Genomic DNA, 17,855 nt, shown 5'->3' with positions numbered 1-17,855 from the left:
GGCAGGCGGCGGTCACGGGGCGGTGGGTCACACGGGCTCCTGGAGGGGTGGCGGTCGGCGCCCGGCGGTCACGGGGAGGTGGGGGCGCCGGCCGGTGTGTGGGTGGGGGAGGTGGGAGTGCCATCTGGTGTGCGGGTGGGGGCGGTGGGGGCGCCGGCCGGTGGGTGGGCGGGGGCGGTGGTGAACAGCTCGTTCTCCCTGGCGGAGGTGACCATCCGGGCCACCTCCAGCCTGCCGCGTTCGGCGGGGAAGGTCATCACCAGTCCCATCGCGAGGTCACGCAGGGCCCGGCCGGCGACGCCGTTCATCATGGCGCTCGACGTGCCGCCCGCCTTGAACGCGGTGAGCGCGACCTGGAAACAGGCTTCCGTGACCGAGCCCTTGCCGAGCCGCCACTGCTTGAAGACCTCCGGTTTGGGCCTGCGCGGTGGCTCGCTGGTCTCCAGGTCGAGCTGGTAACGGAGCCACAGATAGGCGGTCTCCAGCTGCACGGTCATCTCGCCGATCAGCTGCTGGTGCATGGGGGAGGAGGCGATCGGCCGTCCGGTGTCGGCGAACGTCTTGCGGGTGAGCGCCTCGATCGTGTGGTCGTAGACGTTCTGCGCGCAGCCGGTGTAGACGGCGGCGATCGCGAGCTGGTTGCCGACGAAGCTGCCACGGCTCATCTGGAGCATCCGGGTGAACGCGCCGGGTACGGTCAGGGCCTCGTCGGCGGGGACGAAGACGTTCTCCAGCCGGATGCCGTTGTTGGCGGTCGCGCGCATGCCGAGACCGTCCCAGGCGTCGCGGACGCTCACGCCCTCGGCGTCGCGCGGTACGAAGAACGTGACCAGGCCTTCGGCGGTGTCGTGGCCCTCGAGCTTCGCCGTCGTCAGGTAGTGGTCCGCGACGCCGGTGGCGCAGCCGAACGACTTCTCGCCGTCGAGCGTCCAGCCGCCCGCCACGCGCCGGGCGGTCGTGGCGATCGTGATGTTGGCGGTGGAGCTCTTCACCGACTCCGAGGCGAAGTTGGCGAGCCACGCGCCCCCGGCCATCCGGGTGAGCACCTTCTCGGCGAACGCGCGGACCACGGGGATCTCGTCGTCGGAGAAGAGACCGGCGTCGATCGCCTCCAGCGGGAGCAGGCCGCGCGACGCGCTGGTGTTGTGGAAGAAGTACGCCAGGGCGGTCGACGGGCACGCCGTGCCCATCGCGAAGGTCGCGGCGGCGAGGTCGCGCAGCGAGCCGCCGAGGCCGCCGAATCTCTCCGGGACGACCAGGCCGAGCAGCCCGGCGTCCCGGAGCAGGGCGACGTGCCCGGCCGGGAACGAGGCGGACTCGTCCGCCTCACGGGCCGCCGCACGCAGGGCGGGGAGAACGCTCTCGACCCGGGCCGCCCGCTCGCGTTCCGCGTCCGTCATGTCTTCGACGAGCCGTTCACCGATCAACAATGCAGGACCCCCTGGTCGTGGAAGAGACGGGCGTGGTAGATCAGCGGCGGTGCGTTGCGCGGTGTCCCCACCGTGAGCACCTCGCCGAGCACGATCGTGTGGTCGCCCGCGGCGTGCGTCTGCGCCACCCGGCAGTCGAACCAGCCCACCGCGTCGCCCAGGACGGGCGAGCCCGTCCCGGCCGTCTCCCAGCGCCCGGTGGAGAACCGGCCGGCGCCGTCCGGGTGGCCGTTGCGGACCCCGGCGAAGTGGCGGCCGACGGGTCCGTGGTCGTGGCCGAGGATGCTGACGGCGAAGACGCCGCTGTGCTCGATCATCCGGTGGGTCGCGCCGGCCGTGGTGAGACAGACCGAGACGAGAGGCGGATCGAGGGCGACGCCGCTGAAGGAGCTGGCCGTCATGCCGTGGCGGAGGCCGTCGAACGCCGTGGTGACCACGGTCACGCCGCTCGCCCACTGTGACAGTGCGTCCCGGAATGAGCCGACGTTCACTTGACCACCTCGTTCCACCTATGGAAACGTTGTTACGCTGAAGGTAACGACCCATTCGGGGTGGTGTCAACGAGACGATGTTTCCCTCAGGGAAATCGATCGCCGTTAAGCTGGACCCGTGGATGAGGAAGAGAACCAGAGCCGCTCGATCGCGGCCGTGGAACGGGCGATGGACGTGCTGCTCCTGTTCGGCCGCAGCACCCGCCCCGACCTGGGTGTCACCGAGGTCGCGACGGAGCTGGGACTGACCAAAGCGGCCGTGCACCGCATCCTCACCGCGCTCCGCAACCGCGACCTCATCACGGTGGACCCGGTCACCCGGCGCTACGCCCTGGGACACGCGGCGATCGCGCTCGGACGGGCCTACCTCGCCCGCACCGACCTGCGGCTGATGGCCGGCCCCGAGCTGCGCCGTCTCGCCGGGCAGACCGGTGAGACCGCGACCCTCTCCATCCGGCGCGGCGACACCCGGCTCTACGCCGACCAGGTGGTGCCCGAACAGGAGCTCCGCATGGAGGTCTCCCTCGGCATCCCTTACGCGCTGCACGCGGGAAGCTCGTCGAAGGCGATCCTCGCCTACCTGAGCGACGACGAGATCGACGGCTACCTCAAGCGGCACCGCCTGGAGGCGGTGACCGACGCCACGGTCACCGATCCGGAGAAGCTGCGCGCGGAGATCGCCGAGATCCGCGCGCGCGGCTACGCCACCTCTCTGGGGGAGCGGCAGCCGGGGGCGGCCTCCGTCGCCGCTCCGGTCCTCGACCACGACGGTCACATCATCGCGTCCGTGAGTGTCGCGGGCCCGATCACCCGGTTCGAGCCGCATCTCGCGGTCTACGCGCCCATGGTGGTCGAGGCGGCCCGGCGGGTGTCCGCACAGCTCGGCTACCGCGGCTGACCGGGGGGTCCCGGCTCAGAGCACCGAGCCGGGTTTGAGCACGCCGAGCACCGCCGCGCCCAGCACGCTCCCCCAGATCACCCACACGTACGGCAGGCAGCCGTCCACCGAACGCCGTAGCGTGCGCTCCACCTCGGGGGTCGATCCGGTGCTCGTCAACGCGCCGAACGCGGGCCCGAACGGGCGGAGGGTCAGCCGGATGCCGAGCCCCGCCGCGATCGCGAGGGCGTAGAGGAGCAGCTTCCCGCCGAGCCATCCGGGCTCCGTCGTCACCCCGAAGGGCTTGGCGGCCAGGAGGGTGTAGAGGGCGCCGACGGCCAGCGCGGCGACCAGTCCGACCCTGATGGCCCAGTCCACCCGCCTCACCACGGGGAACCGGCCGTGCGTGCGGTGGTCGGCGATCGTGAGAGCCAGCCAGCCCAGGGCGGCCGCCCAGATCGCGACCACCGACCAGACGGGGAAGAGGTCCACGCCGAGCAGGGTCGCGCCGTGCGGGTCCAGGGCCGTCAGTGTGACCCCGCTCGGCAGGAACAGCACCAGGCAGATCTTCGGCCCCAGGTCGAGCCCGCTCATGATCCCCAGAGCCGCCGCCCGCGCGCCGGGGGACAGCGCCGGATTCAGGACGGAGCGGCTGGAGTAGAAGACCCCCAGGTCCCCGCCCAGCCAGAAGACGAACAGCAGGAGGTGGAGGACGATCCACCAGCCGTGCGCGTGCGCTCCCACAACCGTCACTCCCTGTCGTTCCCCGCGGTCCCGGTCCGATGATGTGATGGGCCGGCGCCGTCGTGGTCCGATGGACGCCGGTCTCGGATGGCCGGCGCCGTCCCGGCCCGATGGACACCGGCCCCGGATGGGCCGGTGCCGTCCCGGTCCGGTGCGCGCCGGCCTCGACGGCCGGGGCTACATGCCCTCACCCGTCCAGGGGCCCCGGGAACGGGAACGGACGGGGAGGGTGGAGATCACGGGGGCCTGGTGGTGGTCGTGGGCGTCGTAGTTCTCGGGTGCGCCGCCCCACTTGATCCACTCGTCGGTGGTGTACCAGTTGATCAGTTCCCCGTCGGAGCGGATGATCCAGTCGATCTCGGTCTCGGCGACGAAGTGGCCGTGCTTCACCCCCGCCGGGCGGAAGCAGTAGGTGCCCGGGTCGATGTCGCCGAAGTTGTAGGCCATCTTCCCCGACAACGTGTAGAACTCCTCGTAGCAGGGATGATGGGCCAGACGGTGGTCGGTCCACCCCTGCGGGGCCCGGATGAGGCGGGTGTAGAACCCGGTCACCGGATCGCGGTGCAGCAGCTTGATGTAGAGCGGCGTCAGCGGACCGGCCGTCGGGGCGGCGGTCCACTCGATCCTGTCCGCGTCGACGATCACGGGCTCGCCTCCGGCCCGCCGGGGCCCGCCGACGTCGAATCCGGCGTCGCCGTACTCGCGCCAGTGCAGGATCCGGCTGCCCTCGCGCACCTTGACCCAGTCCATCGGGACGCCCTTCGGCACCTGGACGTAGCCGCCCGGGCCGAGCGGGCGCCCGCCGTACTCCAGGGAACCGGAGACGACGTAGAACTCGGTGTCGGCGTGGGCGACGCCGGGGCCGCGGCCCCAGTCGGTCGGGAAGCTCAGCGACAGCGACGACGAGCCGTCCTCCTCGTCGGCCGCCAGTCGCCGCTCCAGGGCACGGCCCTCGCCGGAGGGCAGTTCGGCGGCGTGCCAGATGTAGTCGTTCTCGTCGATCAGCTCAATGTGAGGCCGCATCTCTCAGCTCTCTTCTCAGGATCTTTCCGGCGGCGTTGCGGGGAAGGGCGGGTACGAACTCGATCCGCCGGGGGACCTTGGGACCGGACAGCGAGCCACGGCAGTGGTCGAGCAACCGGCCCGGGTCGACGGTGTGGCCGGGCAGCGTGACGACGAACGCGGTCACCCGCTCGCCCCACCGCTCGTCGGGAGACCCGACCACGGCGGACTCCAGCACGCCGGGAAAGGCGTCGACCACGTCCTCCACCTCGCGCGGGGCGATGTTGACGCCCCCCGAGATGATCATGTCCTTCTTCCTGCCGACGATGGATACGAAGCCCTCCTCGTCGCGGGTGGCGATGTCCCCGCTGGTCAGGAAGCCGTCCTCGGTCATGCAGGCGGCGGTCGCCTCGGGGTCGTCGAGGTAGCCGTTCATCAGGAACGGGGAGCGGCTGAACAGCTCCCCGTCCTCGGCGATCCGGATCTCGGTCATGTACCACGGTGTGCCGACCGAGCCCGCCTTCCGGCGGGCGTCGGCGGGCCGGCAGTCGGTGACGACCCCCGCCTCGGTCGAGCCGTACAGTTCGTGGACGCCCACGCCGGGGAAGGTGTCGAGCACCCACTCCTTCAGCACGGCGGGCAGGGCGGCCGCGTTGAAGTAGAGCGTGTCCAGGCTGGACAGGTCGTACCTCGCCGGATCGCAGTGCTCCCTGATCATGTGAGCGTGCGTCGGCACGAGGAACACCGACTGGGCCCGGGTCTCCTGGATCATGTGCAGCAGGTGGCCGGGATCCCAGGACCGGAGCATCGCCACGGTCCCGCCCGTGTACGCGGGCGCGTAGCCGAAGGCGAAACCGGCGCCGTGGTACATCGGGGCGACCGCGATCGTCCGCCGTCCCGCGCCCAGGTTCCACTCCAGCGCCGCGCAGTAGAACGTCAGCGCCCTGGACCGGTGGCTGATCAGCACCCCCTTCGGCCGTCCGGTCGTGCCCGAGGTGTAGGCGACGCAGAACGGGTCCCGCTCCGGGACCGCGACGCGCGGGTCGCGGGCGGGCGAGGTGGCCAGCGCCGCCTCGTAGGAGGGGCCGTACCCGGCGGCGCCGATCGCCAGGACGCGGGGCACCTCCCCGGCGACCGACCCGTACGCACTGTCCAGGATGAGGGCCCGGCTGTTCGAATGGCCGAGGATGTAGGCGGTCTCCGGGGCGGTGAGCCGGGGGTTGATCGGCACCATGACCAGACCCGCCTTGGCGATCCCGCAGGCGACCTCCAGGTATTCGGCGCGGTTCCCGAGCAGGACGGCGACGCGCTCGCCGGGTCGCAGCCCGCCGGCGAGCAGTGCGCAGGCGAGCCGGTTGGCCCGGTCGTTCACCGCCGCGTAGGTCAGCCGCCGCCCTCCGTCGGCCACGGCGATCGCGCCGGGGGTGGCCGCCGCGGTCTCGCGGATCCCCGAGGCGATGGAGAACTCCATGCGGTGTTCCATTCTGGGAAACGTGGTTTCCATGTAGCATTCCCGGCATGGCGACTCCGGGTCAATGCTCCTGGCGGAGGAAAACGCGATGAGGATCACCTACGGCCCGTGGGGCGAGACCCTGGCCGAGCTCACCGAGGCCGCGCGGGCGGCCGAGGACGCGGGAGCCGACGTCGTGTGGCTCCCCGAACTCCACCGCAGCGCCATGGTGCCGGCCGCCGCGGTGGCCGTCGCGACCTCCCGTGCCCGGGTCGGCACGGCCGTCGCCCTGGCCTTCACCCGCAGCCCGATGGTCACGGCGCTGGAGGCGCTCGACCTCGACGAGCTGTCCGGCGGCAGACTGGTGCTGGGCCTCGGGGCGGGCGCGCGCCGACTGAACGAGAGCTGGCACGACGTGCCGTCCGACCGACCGCTCACCCGCCTGCGCGAGACGGTGGCGGTCGTCCGCCGGATCGTCCGGCTCGCGCACACCGGCGAGCCGATGACCTTCCAGGGCGAACTGCGCCGCCTGGACGTCCGGGGTTTCCGCCGCCCGCACCCGCCCGCCCGGCCGGAGATCCCCCTCTACCTCGCCGCCGTCGGCCCCCAGCTCACCCGCCTCGCCGGGGAGATCGCCAACGGCTGGCTCTCCCACGAGCTCTGCTCCCCGGCCTACCTGCGCGACCGGATCCTGCCCAATCTCGAAGCGGGCCGGGCCCGGCGGCCGGCGGGGCGGGCCGAGGTCGTGGTCTCCGCGTGCTGTTCGGTCGCGGACGACGCGCGTGAGGCGCGGCGGCGGGCGGCCGGGACGGTCGGGTTCTACGCGACCGTGGCGACCTACCGGGACTTCTTCGCCTTCCACGGCCTGGAGCGGGAACAGGCCCACGTGGTCGAGGTGTTCCGGAGCGGCGTCCCGGCGGACGGGCTGGCGGCGGCCGTACCGGACGCCATGGTCGAGTCGCTGACCCTGGCCGGCACGCCGGACGAGGTCGCCGCCCGGGTGGCCGGCTACCACGGGTCGGCCGATTCGATCAAGCTCACCCCGCCCGTGCACGGCCTGACCCCGGAGGAGATCCGCGCCGCCCAGACCCGGGTCATCGCGCTGATCAAGGAGCTGACCCGGTGAGGCCACTGGAGGACATCCGGATCGTCGCGGTCGAGCAGTACGGCGCGGGCCCCTTCGGCAGCCTGCACCTCGCCGACCTCGGCGCCGAGGTCATCAAGATCGAGGATCCGTCGACCGGCGGTGACGTCGGGCGTTACGTCCCGCCGTACGCGGAGGGAGAGGACTCGCTGTTCTTCGAGACGTTCAACCGCAACAAGAAGTCCCTCTCGCTCGACCTGTCCACCGAGGCGGGGCGCACCGTCTTCGAGGACCTGGTCCGCGTGTCGGACGCGGTCCACTCCAACCTGCGCGGCGACGTTCCGGCGAAGATACGCGTCACCTACGACGACCTGCGCCACCTGAACCCGCGGATCGTCTGCTGCTCCCTCACCGGTTTCGGCATGACGGGCCCGCGCTCCGCCGAACCCGGCTACGACTACATCCTCCAGGGCCTGGCGGGCTGGATGGAGCTGACCGGAGAGCCCGACGGCCCGCCCGCGAAATCCGGCCTGTCGCTGGTCGACTTCTCCGGCGGCCTGGTCGCCGCGGTCGCCCTCCTCGCCGGGATCCACCGGGCCCGGCGAGACGGGGTGGGCTGCGACTGCGACCTCTCCCTCTACGACACCGCGCTGTCCATGCTCACCTACGTCGGCACCTGGGCGCTGAACACCGACTTCCAGCCGCGCCGGATGCCGGGCTCGGCCCATCCGTCGCTGGTGCCCTTCCAGAACTTCCGCGCCGCCGACGGCTGGCTCGTGGTCGGCTGCGCCAAGGAGAAGTTCTGGCACCGTCTGGCCGCACTGCTCGACGCCGTGGGCCCCGCCACCGTACGGCCGGGCACCGGCCCGGACTCCTCCGGTCCGACCGGTCCAAGCCCGGCCTCCTCCGGTCGAATGAGTCCCGGCCCGACCGGTCCCGGTTCGATCGGTCCCGGTTCGATCGGTCCCGGACAGGCCGGTCCGGATCCGGAGTCCGCCCCGGCGCATCCGCTGGCCGGGGATCCGCGGTTCGCCACCTTCGCCGACCGGCGGCGGAACGCCGCGGAGCTGCTGCCGCGTCTGGAGGCCGTCTTCGTGACGAGGACCGTCGCCGAATGGCTGGCGGACCTGCGCCCGCTCGGCATCCCGTGCGGTCCCGTCAACGACGTCCGGCAGGCGCTCGCCGAGGAGCACACCGCGGCGAGGTCGCTGGTCGTCACGGCCGAGCACGGGCGTTTCGGGACCGTGCGCCAGCTCGCGTCACCGGTCCGGGTGGGCGCCGACACCCCGGTCTACCGGCGGGCACCGTACCGGGGCGAGCACTTCGACGAGATCGTCCACGGCCTGCTCGGCTACCCGCCGGAGCAGGCGAGGCGCCTGGCCGCCGCCGGGGCCTTCGGTGAGGAACGCAGGTGACGGCAGCCGAGAGACTGGTCACCTGGGCCTGGGGTCTGCGGCTCGGCGACGTGCCCGCCGCCGCCCGCCAGGCGGCCACCCGGCATCTGCTCGACGGTTACGCCTGCGCCGTCGCCGCCGTGCGCCACACCGCGGCCCTCCCGGCGGTGACGGTGGCCCGGGAGGCGGGCGGCCCTCCCGAGGCCACCGTGATCGCCTCGGCGGGCGGGCGGATCGGCGCGCCCGCCGCGGCGTTCGCCAACGGGGTGCTCGTGCACGCGCTGGACTTCGACGACACGCACGCCGGTGGGCTCGTGCACGCGACCGCGCCCGTCCTGCCGGTCGCGCTGGCGGTCGGGGAGGAGGTCGGGGCCCGCGGGGCGGAGGTGCTCGTCGCAGCGCTCGCCGGGTACGAGGCGATCTGCCGCCTCGGCGCCGCCGTACCCCACGGCTTCCACGCGCGTGGCCTGCACGCCACCTCCGTCTGCGGGACGTTCGCCGCCGCCGTCGTCGCCTCCCGCCTGTACGGCCTGAGCGAGGCGGAGGCCGTGCACTCCCTGGGGATCGCGGGCAGCCAGGCGGGCGGGCTGCTGGAGTTCCTCAACACCGGGGGCTCGACCAAGCAGCTCCACCCCGGGTTCGCCGCCCAGGCGGGCATCACCGCCGCCCGGCTCGCCCGTGCCGGGGCGACCGGACCGCCGGGCGTGCTCGACGGCGGATACGGCCTCTACGCCGCCCTCCTCGGCAGACCCGGCCTCGACCCCTTCCCGGACCTGGGGGAGCGCTGGGAGGTCACCCGGATCACGGTCAAGCCGTACCCGGCCTGCCAGCTCGTGCACGCCGCCCTCGACGCCGCGCGGCTGCTGCCTCCCGGCGCGGCGGCCGGGCCACTGGTCGTGGAGACCCATCCCGACGCCGCCCCGATCGTCTGCGGACCCGGAAAGGAACATCCGGCCACGCCCTACCAGGCGAAGTTCAGCCTGCCGTGGAGTGTGGCCGCCATGATCATCGACGGGGAGGTCACCGCCGCGACCTACCACCGCGTCGACCGGCCCGACGTGCTCGACCTGGCCGCCCGGATCGGGACACGCGTCGCCGGCTCCGGGGGAGTGGCCGCCGACCAGCCCTGCCGGATCCTCGATGCGACGGGCGCCGTGCTCGCCGAGGTCCCCCGCAGCTCGGGCGGGCCCGACGACCCCGGCAGGAACGGGCTCGTCCGCCGCAAGGCCCTCGCCAACGGCGCCTCCCCGGAGCTCGTCTCCGCTTTCACCGACCTCGCGGACCTGCCGGACCTGGTGGGAGTGACAGGAGGATCAAGATGAGTGACCGGGTGATCCGTCTCCCCGCGCTGCCGGAGGGATATGCGACCGGCCCGCCGGAGGAGGTCGTCCACCTCACCGAATACGTGACGCGCGAGGTCGATCGCGGAGAGCTGGCGGAGGCGCGCGACGCCTACCTGCGGGGACGCCGGGTGCCGGTCTCGACGGTCCCGGTGGAGGGGTTCCCGGGGACCGACGCCTCCTACGCGGTGGAGCCGACGCTCTCGCCGTACGGGAGCGAACTGGTGGAGACCGGGGCCGGGCCGGTGCGGGTCGCCGACGGGGTGGTCCACCTGCCCGGTCTGCTTCCCCCGCCCGGACAGGACTTCCAGCAGCAGTACCGCTCGTGCCTGGAACAGACGGACGCGGCCCTGCGCGCGGTCGGGCTCGGCCTGGCCTCGCTGGTGAGGACCGTCGACTACACCGCGACCGCGACCCGCACGGAGTATCCGCGCTGCGGACGCCCCCGGAGGGAACTGCTGGGCGGGACCGGCGACGACGGCGATCCGGTGTTCCCCGGCGCGGCCGGAATCCTCGTCGACCACGCGGTACGACCCGGCGTCATGGTCTCCCTCGACGCCACGGCCTCCACAGAGCCGCTGCGCACGGTGAATCCGGGCTGGGGGCGCTACGCCACGCTCACCTACCGGCCGGGCGTGCTCGCCGGCCGGACGCTGTTCATGTCGGGCTTCGGCGCGCTCGACCCGGTGACCCAGCGTGCCGTCTTCCCCGGCGACCTGCTCGCTCAGGCCGAGTACGTCTACACCGCCATCCACCGGGTCCTGCGCGAGGCGGGGCTCGGCGGCGGCGACGTCGTCCGGCTCGTCGAGTACGTCACTCCTGGCGCGGTGGCCGGGTACGCCGCGCTCGCCGAGGTACGCGACCGCTTCTTCGGACGGCCGGACGTCGCGCTGACCTCGGTCGTCTGCTCGGCACTGCTGCGGCCGGAGTTCCTCATCGAGGTCGTCCCCACGGCCGTCGCCGGAGGCGGGCGGTGAGCGAACTCGTCGGGCGGGAACGCCGCTACACCGCGCCGGAGGAACTGGGCCGGGCGGCGATCAGATACTTCGCGCAGGCCGTCGGCGACGACAACCCCCTCTACACCGACGACGACCACGCCCGCGCGCACGGCTACGACGGTGTCGTCGCGCCGCCGACACTGATCTGCGAGACGAACCAGTACACCGGCCTGCCACGGGATGAAGACGGCCACTCAGGACATTCCTGGCATTTTGTTCTTCCCGACACCCGCCTCGTTCGGGGCGGCAACTCCTACGAGTTCCATCGGCCCGTACGGCCCGGCGACATCGTCACCGCCCTCTGGCGGATCGAGGAGGTGACCGAACGCGTCAACGCGCGGGGCCAGGCGATGACCGTCGTCACCTCGGTCGCCCGCTACACCGACCAGCGCGGCGACCCGCTCGCCACGAACAAGGAGACACTCATCTACGTCCACCTCGCCGGGGAGTCGCCTGGGGGATCGTCCGGGGAGTCGCCAGGGGGGTTGCCCGGGAAGCCGTCCGAGAGGTCGGCCAAGGGATCGTCTGGGGAGTCGTCCGGGGGGTTGCTCGGGAAGTCGTCCGAGGGATCGGCCAAGGGATCGTCTGGGGAGTTGCCCGGAAAACCGTCCGGGGAGTCGCCCGGGAAACCGCCGGGAGGCCTTCCGGAAAGCGGCCGGGGAGCCGTCTGGGAAACGGCCGGGGCCCCGGAGCGGATCGTGCTCGCGCCCGAGATCGGTGCCGAGGTGCCCGTGTCCGAGATCAGTGCCACAGTGCCCGCGTCCGAGATCGGTGCCGAGGTGCCCGCGTCCGAGCCCGATGCCGAGATACCCGCGCCCGAGATCGGTGCCGAGGTGCCCGTGCTGGAGCGGCGCATCGAACCGGCCGACATGATCGCCTACGCCGGGGCGACCTGGGACTGGTACCGCCTCCACTACGACCCTGCCTTCGCGGCGTCCAAGGGCCTGCCCGCCCCCGTCGTCGACGGTCAGCTGCTCGGCGCCCTCCTCGCCGAGCAGCTCCAGGACTGGCTCGGCCCCTCGGCCGTACTGGAGAAGCTGCACTTCCGCTTCGCGGCCATGGTCTTCGCGGGCGAGACCGTCCGCTGCACCGGCCGGGTCACCGCCGCCGGGGACGGCCGCGTCGTCGTCGAGCAGCGCGTCGAGGTCGTGGGGCACGACCCGCGCGTCGCCGTACGCGTCGCCGGAGCGACCGTCCGGCTGAACGGGCCGCGGGCATGAGCGTCGCCGTCGTCGGGGTCGCCGAATCCGATCTGGGCGTCACCGGAAAATCGATCCTGCATCTGCAGGCACAGGCCGTCACCCGGGCACTCGACGACGCGGGGCTCACCGCGGCGGACGTCGACGGGCTGGCCACGGCGGGGGTGTCGAGGTTCCCGGCGACACAGGTGGCCGAATACCTCGGCATCCGGCCCGCCTGGTCCGACTCGACGTCCGCCGGCGGCGCCGCCTTCGAGATGTACGTGGCCAGGGCCGCGCAGGCCATCGAGTCCGGCCAGTGCCGGACCGTGCTGATCTCCTACGGGTCCGACCAGCGCAGCGCCCGCTCCCGCTCACTTGGCGGCGTCACCGATCCGCGCACCCCGGACGCCCAGTTCGAGGCCCCCTACGGCCCGCTCTACCCGCTGTCGTACTACGCGATGGCCGCGCAGCGCTACCTGCACGTCCACGGTCACGGGCGCGAGCACCTCGCCGAGGTCGCCGTCGCCGCGCGGGAGTGGGCGCTGCGCAACCCGAAGGCGTTCCGCCACGGCGCCGGGCCGCTCACCGCCGACGACGTCCTGAACTCGCCGATGATCTCGACGCCGCTGACGGCCGCCGACTGCTGCCTCGTCACCGACGGCGGCGGGGCGCTGCTCCTGACCTCACTCGACCGGGCCCGCGACCTGCGCCGCAAGCCGGTCACCATCCTCGGCTACGGCGAGGCCACCACTAACCACGGCATGGCCCACGCCCCCGACCTGCTGTCGACCGGCGCGGCCGACTCGGGGCGGCGAGCCTTCGCGATGGCCGGGCTGACCCCCCGGGACGTGGACGTCGCCCAGATCTACGACTCGTTCACGATCACCGTGCTGCTCAGCCTGGAGGGCCTCGGCTTCTGCGGTCCCGGAGAGGCGGCGGCGTTCGTCCGCGACGTCGGGATCGGGCCGGGCGGCGGTCTGCCGCTCAACACCTCCGGAGGAGGCCTCTCCTACTGCCACCCCGGGATGCTCGGCCTGCTCCTCCTCGTCGAGGCGGTCCGCCAGCTCCGCGGCGAGTGCGGCGACCGCCAGGTGCCCGGCCGGCCCGAGATCGCGCTCGCGCACGGCACCGGCGGCGTCCTCTCCAGCCACGCGACCGTGCTCCTGGGGGTCACGCGATGACCTCCTCCCCACGGCTGAGGCCCGGGGTCTGCACGCCCAGGGAGATTCGATGACCATCCCCTCCGACGAGGTCACCGGCCCCTGGTGGGACGGCACCCGGCAGGCCCGCCTCCTCCTCCAGCGGTGTACGGCGTGCGGAGGTCTCCAGCACTACCCGAGAGCGCTCTGCACCGCCTGCGGCTCGATGGACCTCGGTTTCACCGAGTCGTCCGGCCGCGGCGTCGTCGACTCCTTCACCTTCGTCCACCGCTCCGCCGATCCCGCCGTGGCTGTGCCGTACGTGGTGGCCAGGGTGCGGCTGGACGAGGGCCCCATCCTGCTGACGAATCTCGTCGGGGACGGTGAGTGGGCCTGCGGCCGGCGGGTACGCGTGGCCTGGCGGCCTCTCGCCGACGGCCGGCGGCTCCCGGTGTTCGAAAAGGAGTGAGACGCCGCCCCACACCCGGTGCCTTTCACGGGAGGACGCGGGCGGTCCCGCTCCGGCTGGTCCTCGACCCCGCACCGACCGGAAGGACGCTCGCCCTCACACCGGCCTCTCACACCGGCCCCTCACACCGAGGTCCTGCTGAGCGCTCCGCCGACGGGACCGACCAGAGACCGGCGGTGATCCGGCCGCTCTCCGGCAGGGCGCGTACGGCCGCCGCCACCGTGTCCGTCTCCTCGGGCGTCAGGGCACGGGCGGCGTTCATCCGGAACTTGGTCTCCAGTTCGTCGGCGGACAGCGGATGCCCCGGCCCGCCGCGCGAGGAGTCGACGCGGTGCTCCAGCACCGCTCCGCCCCCCGTGGTCACCCGGACGACAGCCGCGAAGGCGGCAGGGAAGATCTCCGTGGCCCGTCCGTCGGGCACACACCGGACCCGGGCGGCCAACGCGAGCCGTACCGGATCCTGGTGGGCCCCGTCGGCGAAGTCGTCGAGCCCCACCCCGAGCCCCCCGCCGCCGGTCAGCGCCGTGGCGACGGCGAACGGCGCGGAGAACTTCGCGTGATAGGCCGACCGCGGCCGGATCTTCTCCTCGTACGGCTCGGCGACGGTGCGCAAGGTGGGGGCCGGGAGGCCCACCTCGATCTCGGCGACGTCGTCCGGATCGAGTCCTCCCGCGCGTAGCGCGAGGGCGCAGTCGATCGCCGGATGGGTGAAATGGTTGACCGGATAGGGTTTGTAGACGGTCCGCAGCACCTCCCAGCGTGCCGGACCGTCGTCCCGCCACAGCCCTGCCAGCAGCGCGTCCTCGTCATAGCGGCCGTCGAGCCAGGCGCGGAAGAAGCCGAACCGGCCCTCCAGGACGGTCGGCGGCCCGGTCACCCCCGCGCGGGCCAGATCCGCCGCGACGACCCCGCCGTGGGCCGCCCAGCCGCAGTGGATCCGCTTCACGGTCCCACCGGTGCGGTTCGCCTCAAGCAGCCCCGACCCCATGCTCGCGGCGATGCCGATCGCGTCGGCGACCCCCTCCGCGGGCAGCCCGTACAGCAGCGCGCACGCGGCGGCGGCGCCGAGCGTGCCGCAGATCGAGGTCGCGTGCTGACCGTTCTCGAAGAACAGCGAGTTGCCGATCTCAGGCAGGTAGGACGCCATGCCGAGCCGGTTGCAGATCTCGTCGCCCGCCGCCACCGCGGCCAGCAGGTCGCGGCCCGACGCACCGGTCGCCTCGGCGACGGCGAGGGCGGCGGGCACGACCGACGCGCTCGGATGCAGGACCGACGGCAGGTGCGTGTCGTCGAAGTCGAGCGCGTGCGCGTACGTCCCCTGGATCAGCGCGACGCTCGGCGCGGCCCGCGAGCCGCCCCACGCGGTCACCGTCGCGGCGACGCGCCGGGCGACGTCCTCCGTGCTCCCGGCGAAGCCGTTGCCGAGGGTGTCCAGGACGCGGCCGACCACGTCGTCCCGCACCTCGGCGGGGACACCCCGGTCGCGGCAGGCGACCGCGAACTCGGCGAGCCGCCGCACCTGCGTCACGGGAGCACCGCCAGGGGACGGACCGGGGAGCCGGTGGCCCCGACGACGTTCAGCGGGTTGAGCACGAGCAGGAACTCGGTCACCCCGGTGTCCAGCAGCGCGTCGAGCCGCATCGTCTCGACGATGTTGATCCCCGACTCGACCAGCATGACGCGGTGGACCGGCAGGGTCGCGTGACCGCGTCCGGCGGCCACGTGCTCGAACGCGATCGTCTCACCGCCGACCACCCGCGGCCGGTGTGCGGCCAGCCAGCGTCCCGCCTCCTCACCGGGGCCGGGGGCTCCGCCGCTCACACCGACGAACTCCTCCCGCGACCGCCACAGCCGGGACCAGCCGGTCGCGACGAGTACGGCGTCGCCGGGCCGGATGGACACCTCGGCCGACGCCCTCTCCAGGTCCTCGACGGTGATCTCGTAGCCGGGGGCCAGCGTCGCGACGCCGTGCACCCGGGCCACGTCGAGGAGCACGGCCCGACCGGCGTACGGGGGAAAGGCGTCGATGCCGAGCTCGGTGAACCCCTCGTTCCCCTGCAGGGCCCGTGCGTCGCGCGAGCCGTACAGCATGCCCTGCTGGGAGACGTGCGCGAGCGCGTCCACATGGGTGCCGACATGGCCGCCGGTCACGATGATCTCGTTGGCGGCCGAGCCGCCGTCGGCCCTGACGACGTCGCCGTGCCGCCGTTCCAGGGTCATCCGGAACGGGGGATGGTTGGGTGACTGAGGCATGCCTGTCCGCATCGGCTGGGACAGGTCCACCACCCGGGCCCCGTCGAAGAGTTCCCACACGTCCGCCGGCCAGTCGGGCACGCCTGATCACACCCCTCTCACCTCTCACCGTGAGCCTACCGATGTCGCGACTCGTTTGGAAACGCCGTTGCATTCTGCGAAACGGATCGGTAAGACTGGGGCATGAAGCATGACCTTGTGGTCAAGGGCGGCACGCTGGTCCTGCCGTACCATGGAGAGATCCGTGCGGATCTGGCCGTCCACGACGGCCGCGTCGTCGCCATCGGCGAGGACCTCCCCGGAGACGAGCGGGTCGACGCGACCGGGAAGATCGTGTTCCCGGGGGCGGTGGACGCCCACTTCCACATCGGGATCTACCGCGACCTGGGGCTGGACGCGTACGAGGAGACACGCTCGTCCCTCGTCGGCGGCGCGACCACCGTGCTCTCCTACTTCCGCACCGGCCAGCACTATCTCGACAGGACGGGCCCCTACGCGGAGATCTTCCCGGAGGTCCTCGGCGCGGTCGCCGGACGCGCCTTCACCGACTACGGCTTCCACCTCGCTCCCATGACCGTCGACCAGATCGGCGAGATCCCCTGGCTGGTCGGACAGGGCGTGTCGAGTTTCAAGTACTACATGTTCTACAAGGGCTTCGACCTGGCCGCCAACAGCCGCGACGCCCAGGCGTTCACGATGTCCGACGAGTACGACCTCGGCCACCTCCTCCTCATCATGGAGAAGATCGCCGAAACGCAGGCCGCGCACCCGGAGCGGCGGCTCTCGCTCAGCCTGCACTGCGAGCAGTCGGAGTTGATGCGCGTCTTCATCGACCGGGTCCGGCGGAGCGGAGCCGCCCAGGACCTGCGCGCCTACCATGAGGGCCGGCCGCCCCTCACCGAGCGGCTCGCCATCGCCGAGGCCGCCACCCTCGCCGCGTATACCGGTGTCAACGTCAACTTCCTCCACCTGTCCAGCGCGGACGCCCTCGCCGCGGCCTCCCAGGTGAACGCCAGGCGGGAGGCCACCCTCCACCACCTCTGCCTCGACTGCGACACCCTCGACAGGCGCGGCGGCCTGGGCGGCAAGGTCAACCCGCCGATCCGTACGCCCCAGGACAACGAGGAGCTGTGGGCCGGCGTCTCAGACGGCCGGATCGACTGGGTCGCCTCCGACCACGCCTGCTGCATGGACGAGTACAAGGGCGACGACCTCTGGCCGGCCCGCCCGGGTTTCGGGGGAACCGCCCTGCTCTATCCCGTTCTCTTCTCCGAGGGCCACCTCAGGCGTGGCGTCCCCCTGACCCGGCTGGCGGAGGTCGCCTCCGGTAACCCGGCCCGGGCGTACAACCTCTGGGGCCGCAAGGGCAGCCTCGCCGTCGGCTTCGACGCCGACCTCACGATCGTGGACCCCGCCCTCACCCAGACCGTCACCACCGACCTCCTGCTGTCCGGCCAGGACCACTGTCCCTTCGAGGGCGTGGACCTCACCGGCTGGCCCGTCACCACGGTCGTCGGCGGTCGCGTCGTCTACCGGGACGGCAAGGTCGCCGGCGAACCGTCCGGGAGCTACGTCCCGCGATGACCGCGGCCCACTTGGTCGCCGACCACTGGAGAACCATCCCCGCGAGCGCGAGGCCGACTGGGCTGCGGAACTCCCTCTGGCCAGCAACCCGGGAACATCCCCGCGCGGGGATGGTCCCCGCTCAGACGTGATCACCCTGGCGTCCAAGTCGTCGGCCCCGCGCCCGCGGGGATGGTCCCTCTCCCGTGCGCTCACCGACTTCCACACCTGCGTCGGCCCCGCGCCTGCGGGGATGGTCCCGGGACGGGGCCGGTGCCTCCGGCCGGCCGGGAAGACGGCGGGGAACCGGCTTCTGGCGCCGTCATTTTCTTTTCGGTACCCTTGACTTCTAGATCGAGAGGCGCTGCAACGGGCTCAGGCCCGCCACGCTCGATCTGCACCGTTTACCAAGGGCGCCTCCCACAACGGGAGGTGGTCCA

16 protein-coding genes and 1 riboswitch are annotated in these 17,855 nt (G+C 72.6%); of the genes, 9 read left to right on the top strand and 7 right to left on the bottom strand.

Annotated elements, in window-relative coordinates; all coding sequences use genetic code 11:
• Window positions 1–68 precede the first annotated feature (68 nt).
• Complete coding sequence (locus OHA77_RS03295; RefSeq protein WP_406316029.1) at window positions 69–1,400, bottom strand: acyl-CoA dehydrogenase family protein; 1,332 nt, start codon at window positions 1,398–1,400, stop codon at window positions 69–71.
• 23 nt (window positions 1,401–1,423) lie between these two features.
• The gene (locus OHA77_RS03290; RefSeq protein WP_406316028.1) at window positions 1,424–1,921 is read right to left on the bottom strand and encodes a flavin reductase family protein; all 498 of its coding nucleotides are present in this window, start codon (window positions 1,919–1,921) and stop codon (window positions 1,424–1,426) included.
• A gap of 118 nt (window positions 1,922–2,039) precedes the next feature.
• On the opposite strand from OHA77_RS03290, the gene OHA77_RS03285 reads away from it, so the two are divergent.
• A complete protein-coding gene (locus OHA77_RS03285; protein ID WP_326822146.1) occupies window positions 2,040–2,819 on the top strand; it encodes an IclR family transcriptional regulator in 780 nt (259 codons plus the stop codon).
• 15 nt (window positions 2,820–2,834) lie between these two features.
• Here OHA77_RS03285 and OHA77_RS03280 read toward each other — a convergent pair whose 3' ends face one another.
• The 3 genes from OHA77_RS03280 to OHA77_RS03270 all read right to left on the bottom strand — a co-directional run bounded on the left by OHA77_RS03280 (window position 2,835) and on the right by OHA77_RS03270 (window position 6,015).
• On the bottom strand, window positions 2,835–3,551 hold the full coding sequence (locus OHA77_RS03280; protein WP_406316026.1) for a hypothetical protein: 717 nt from the start codon (window positions 3,549–3,551) through the stop codon (window positions 2,835–2,837).
• A 168-nt stretch (window positions 3,552–3,719) separates the two neighbouring features.
• Window positions 3,720–4,565: a DUF4437 domain-containing protein gene (locus OHA77_RS03275; RefSeq protein ID WP_406316025.1), complete on the bottom strand. Its 846-nt coding sequence runs from the start codon at window positions 4,563–4,565 to the stop codon at window positions 3,720–3,722.
• On the bottom strand, window positions 4,549–6,015 hold the full coding sequence (locus OHA77_RS03270) for a class I adenylate-forming enzyme family protein (RefSeq protein WP_406316023.1): 1,467 nt from the start codon (window positions 6,013–6,015) through the stop codon (window positions 4,549–4,551). Before OHA77_RS03270 ends, OHA77_RS03275 begins: the two co-directional genes overlap by 17 nt.
• An 88-nt stretch (window positions 6,016–6,103) precedes the next feature.
• Here OHA77_RS03270 and OHA77_RS03265 point away from each other — a divergent pair, with 88 nt between their 5' ends.
• The 7 genes from OHA77_RS03265 to OHA77_RS03235 are packed head-to-tail and all read left to right on the top strand — an operon-like array spanning window position 6,104 to window position 13,599.
• Window positions 6,104–7,120 (top strand): LLM class flavin-dependent oxidoreductase, encoded by a 1,017-nt coding sequence (locus OHA77_RS03265; RefSeq protein WP_406316022.1) that lies wholly within the window; start codon window positions 6,104–6,106, stop codon window positions 7,118–7,120.
• Window positions 7,117–8,493: a CoA transferase gene (locus tag OHA77_RS03260; RefSeq protein WP_406316020.1), complete on the top strand. Its 1,377-nt coding sequence runs from the start codon at window positions 7,117–7,119 to the stop codon at window positions 8,491–8,493. Before OHA77_RS03265 ends, OHA77_RS03260 begins: the two co-directional genes overlap by 4 nt.
• On the top strand, window positions 8,490–9,794 hold the full coding sequence (locus OHA77_RS03255; protein ID WP_406316019.1) for an MmgE/PrpD family protein: 1,305 nt from the start codon (window positions 8,490–8,492) through the stop codon (window positions 9,792–9,794). Before OHA77_RS03260 ends, OHA77_RS03255 begins: the two co-directional genes overlap by 4 nt.
• Window positions 9,791–10,789: a RidA family protein gene (locus tag OHA77_RS03250; RefSeq protein ID WP_406316018.1), complete on the top strand. Its 999-nt coding sequence runs from the start codon at window positions 9,791–9,793 to the stop codon at window positions 10,787–10,789. Before OHA77_RS03255 ends, OHA77_RS03250 begins: the two co-directional genes overlap by 4 nt.
• Window positions 10,786–12,030 (top strand): MaoC family dehydratase N-terminal domain-containing protein, encoded by a 1,245-nt coding sequence (locus tag OHA77_RS03245; protein WP_406316017.1) that lies wholly within the window; start codon window positions 10,786–10,788, stop codon window positions 12,028–12,030. Before OHA77_RS03250 ends, OHA77_RS03245 begins: the two co-directional genes overlap by 4 nt.
• The gene (locus OHA77_RS03240) at window positions 12,027–13,172 is read left to right on the top strand and encodes an acetyl-CoA acetyltransferase (RefSeq protein ID WP_406316016.1); all 1,146 of its coding nucleotides are present in this window, start codon (window positions 12,027–12,029) and stop codon (window positions 13,170–13,172) included. The genes OHA77_RS03245 and OHA77_RS03240 overlap by 4 nt, the downstream gene beginning before the upstream one ends.
• Window positions 13,173–13,221: 49 nt before the next feature.
• The gene (locus OHA77_RS03235; protein WP_406316015.1) at window positions 13,222–13,599 is read left to right on the top strand and encodes a Zn-ribbon domain-containing OB-fold protein; all 378 of its coding nucleotides are present in this window, start codon (window positions 13,222–13,224) and stop codon (window positions 13,597–13,599) included.
• A 109-nt stretch (window positions 13,600–13,708) separates the two neighbouring features.
• Here OHA77_RS03235 and OHA77_RS03230 read toward each other — a convergent pair whose 3' ends face one another.
• On the bottom strand, window positions 13,709–15,127 hold the full coding sequence (locus OHA77_RS03230; protein ID WP_406316013.1) for an MmgE/PrpD family protein: 1,419 nt from the start codon (window positions 15,125–15,127) through the stop codon (window positions 13,709–13,711).
• Entirely contained in the window at window positions 15,124–15,933 is an 810-nt protein-coding gene (locus tag OHA77_RS03225) for a cyclase family protein (RefSeq protein WP_406316012.1), read from the bottom strand. The genes OHA77_RS03230 and OHA77_RS03225 overlap by 4 nt, the downstream gene beginning before the upstream one ends.
• Window positions 15,934–16,035: 102 nt before the next feature.
• On the opposite strand from OHA77_RS03225, the gene OHA77_RS03220 reads away from it, so the two are divergent.
• On the top strand, window positions 16,036–17,436 hold the full coding sequence (locus tag OHA77_RS03220; protein WP_406316011.1) for a dihydroorotase: 1,401 nt from the start codon (window positions 16,036–16,038) through the stop codon (window positions 17,434–17,436).
• Window positions 17,437–17,765: 329 nt separating this feature from the next.
• Window positions 17,766–17,841, top strand: a riboswitch (S-adenosyl-L-homocysteine riboswitch).
• The last annotated feature ends 14 nt before the right edge of the window (window positions 17,842–17,855 follow it).

Origin of the sequence: Streptosporangium sp. NBC_01639, assembly GCF_045209755.1 — a bacterium.
GTDB lineage: Bacteria > Actinomycetota > Actinomycetes > Streptosporangiales > Streptosporangiaceae > Streptosporangium.
The sequence above is the reverse complement of the archived record's forward strand: the minus strand, read 5'-3'. Positions and strand labels throughout refer to the sequence as shown.

Bases quoted from the DNA above. Each gene is read 5' to 3' on its own strand.
- OHA77_RS03240 (WP_406316016.1), top strand. From the start codon at position 12,027: ATGAGCGTCGCCGTCGTCGGGGTCGCCGAATCCGATCTGGGCGTCACC.
- OHA77_RS03270 (WP_406316023.1), bottom strand. From the start codon at position 6,015: ATGGAGTTCTCCATCGCCTCGGGGATCCGCGAGACCGCGGCGGCCACC.
- OHA77_RS03235 (WP_406316015.1), top strand. From the start codon at position 13,222: ATGACCATCCCCTCCGACGAGGTCACCGGCCCCTGGTGGGACGGCACC.
- OHA77_RS03265 (WP_406316022.1), top strand. From the start codon at position 6,104: ATGAGGATCACCTACGGCCCGTGGGGCGAGACCCTGGCCGAGCTCACC.
- OHA77_RS03275 (WP_406316025.1), bottom strand. From the start codon at position 4,565: ATGCGGCCTCACATTGAGCTGATCGACGAGAACGACTACATCTGGCAC.
- OHA77_RS03250 (WP_406316018.1), top strand. From the start codon at position 9,791: ATGAGTGACCGGGTGATCCGTCTCCCCGCGCTGCCGGAGGGATATGCG.
- OHA77_RS03220 (WP_406316011.1), top strand. From the start codon at position 16,036: ATGAAGCATGACCTTGTGGTCAAGGGCGGCACGCTGGTCCTGCCGTAC.
- OHA77_RS03295 (WP_406316029.1), bottom strand. From the start codon at position 1,400: ATGACGGACGCGGAACGCGAGCGGGCGGCCCGGGTCGAGAGCGTTCTC.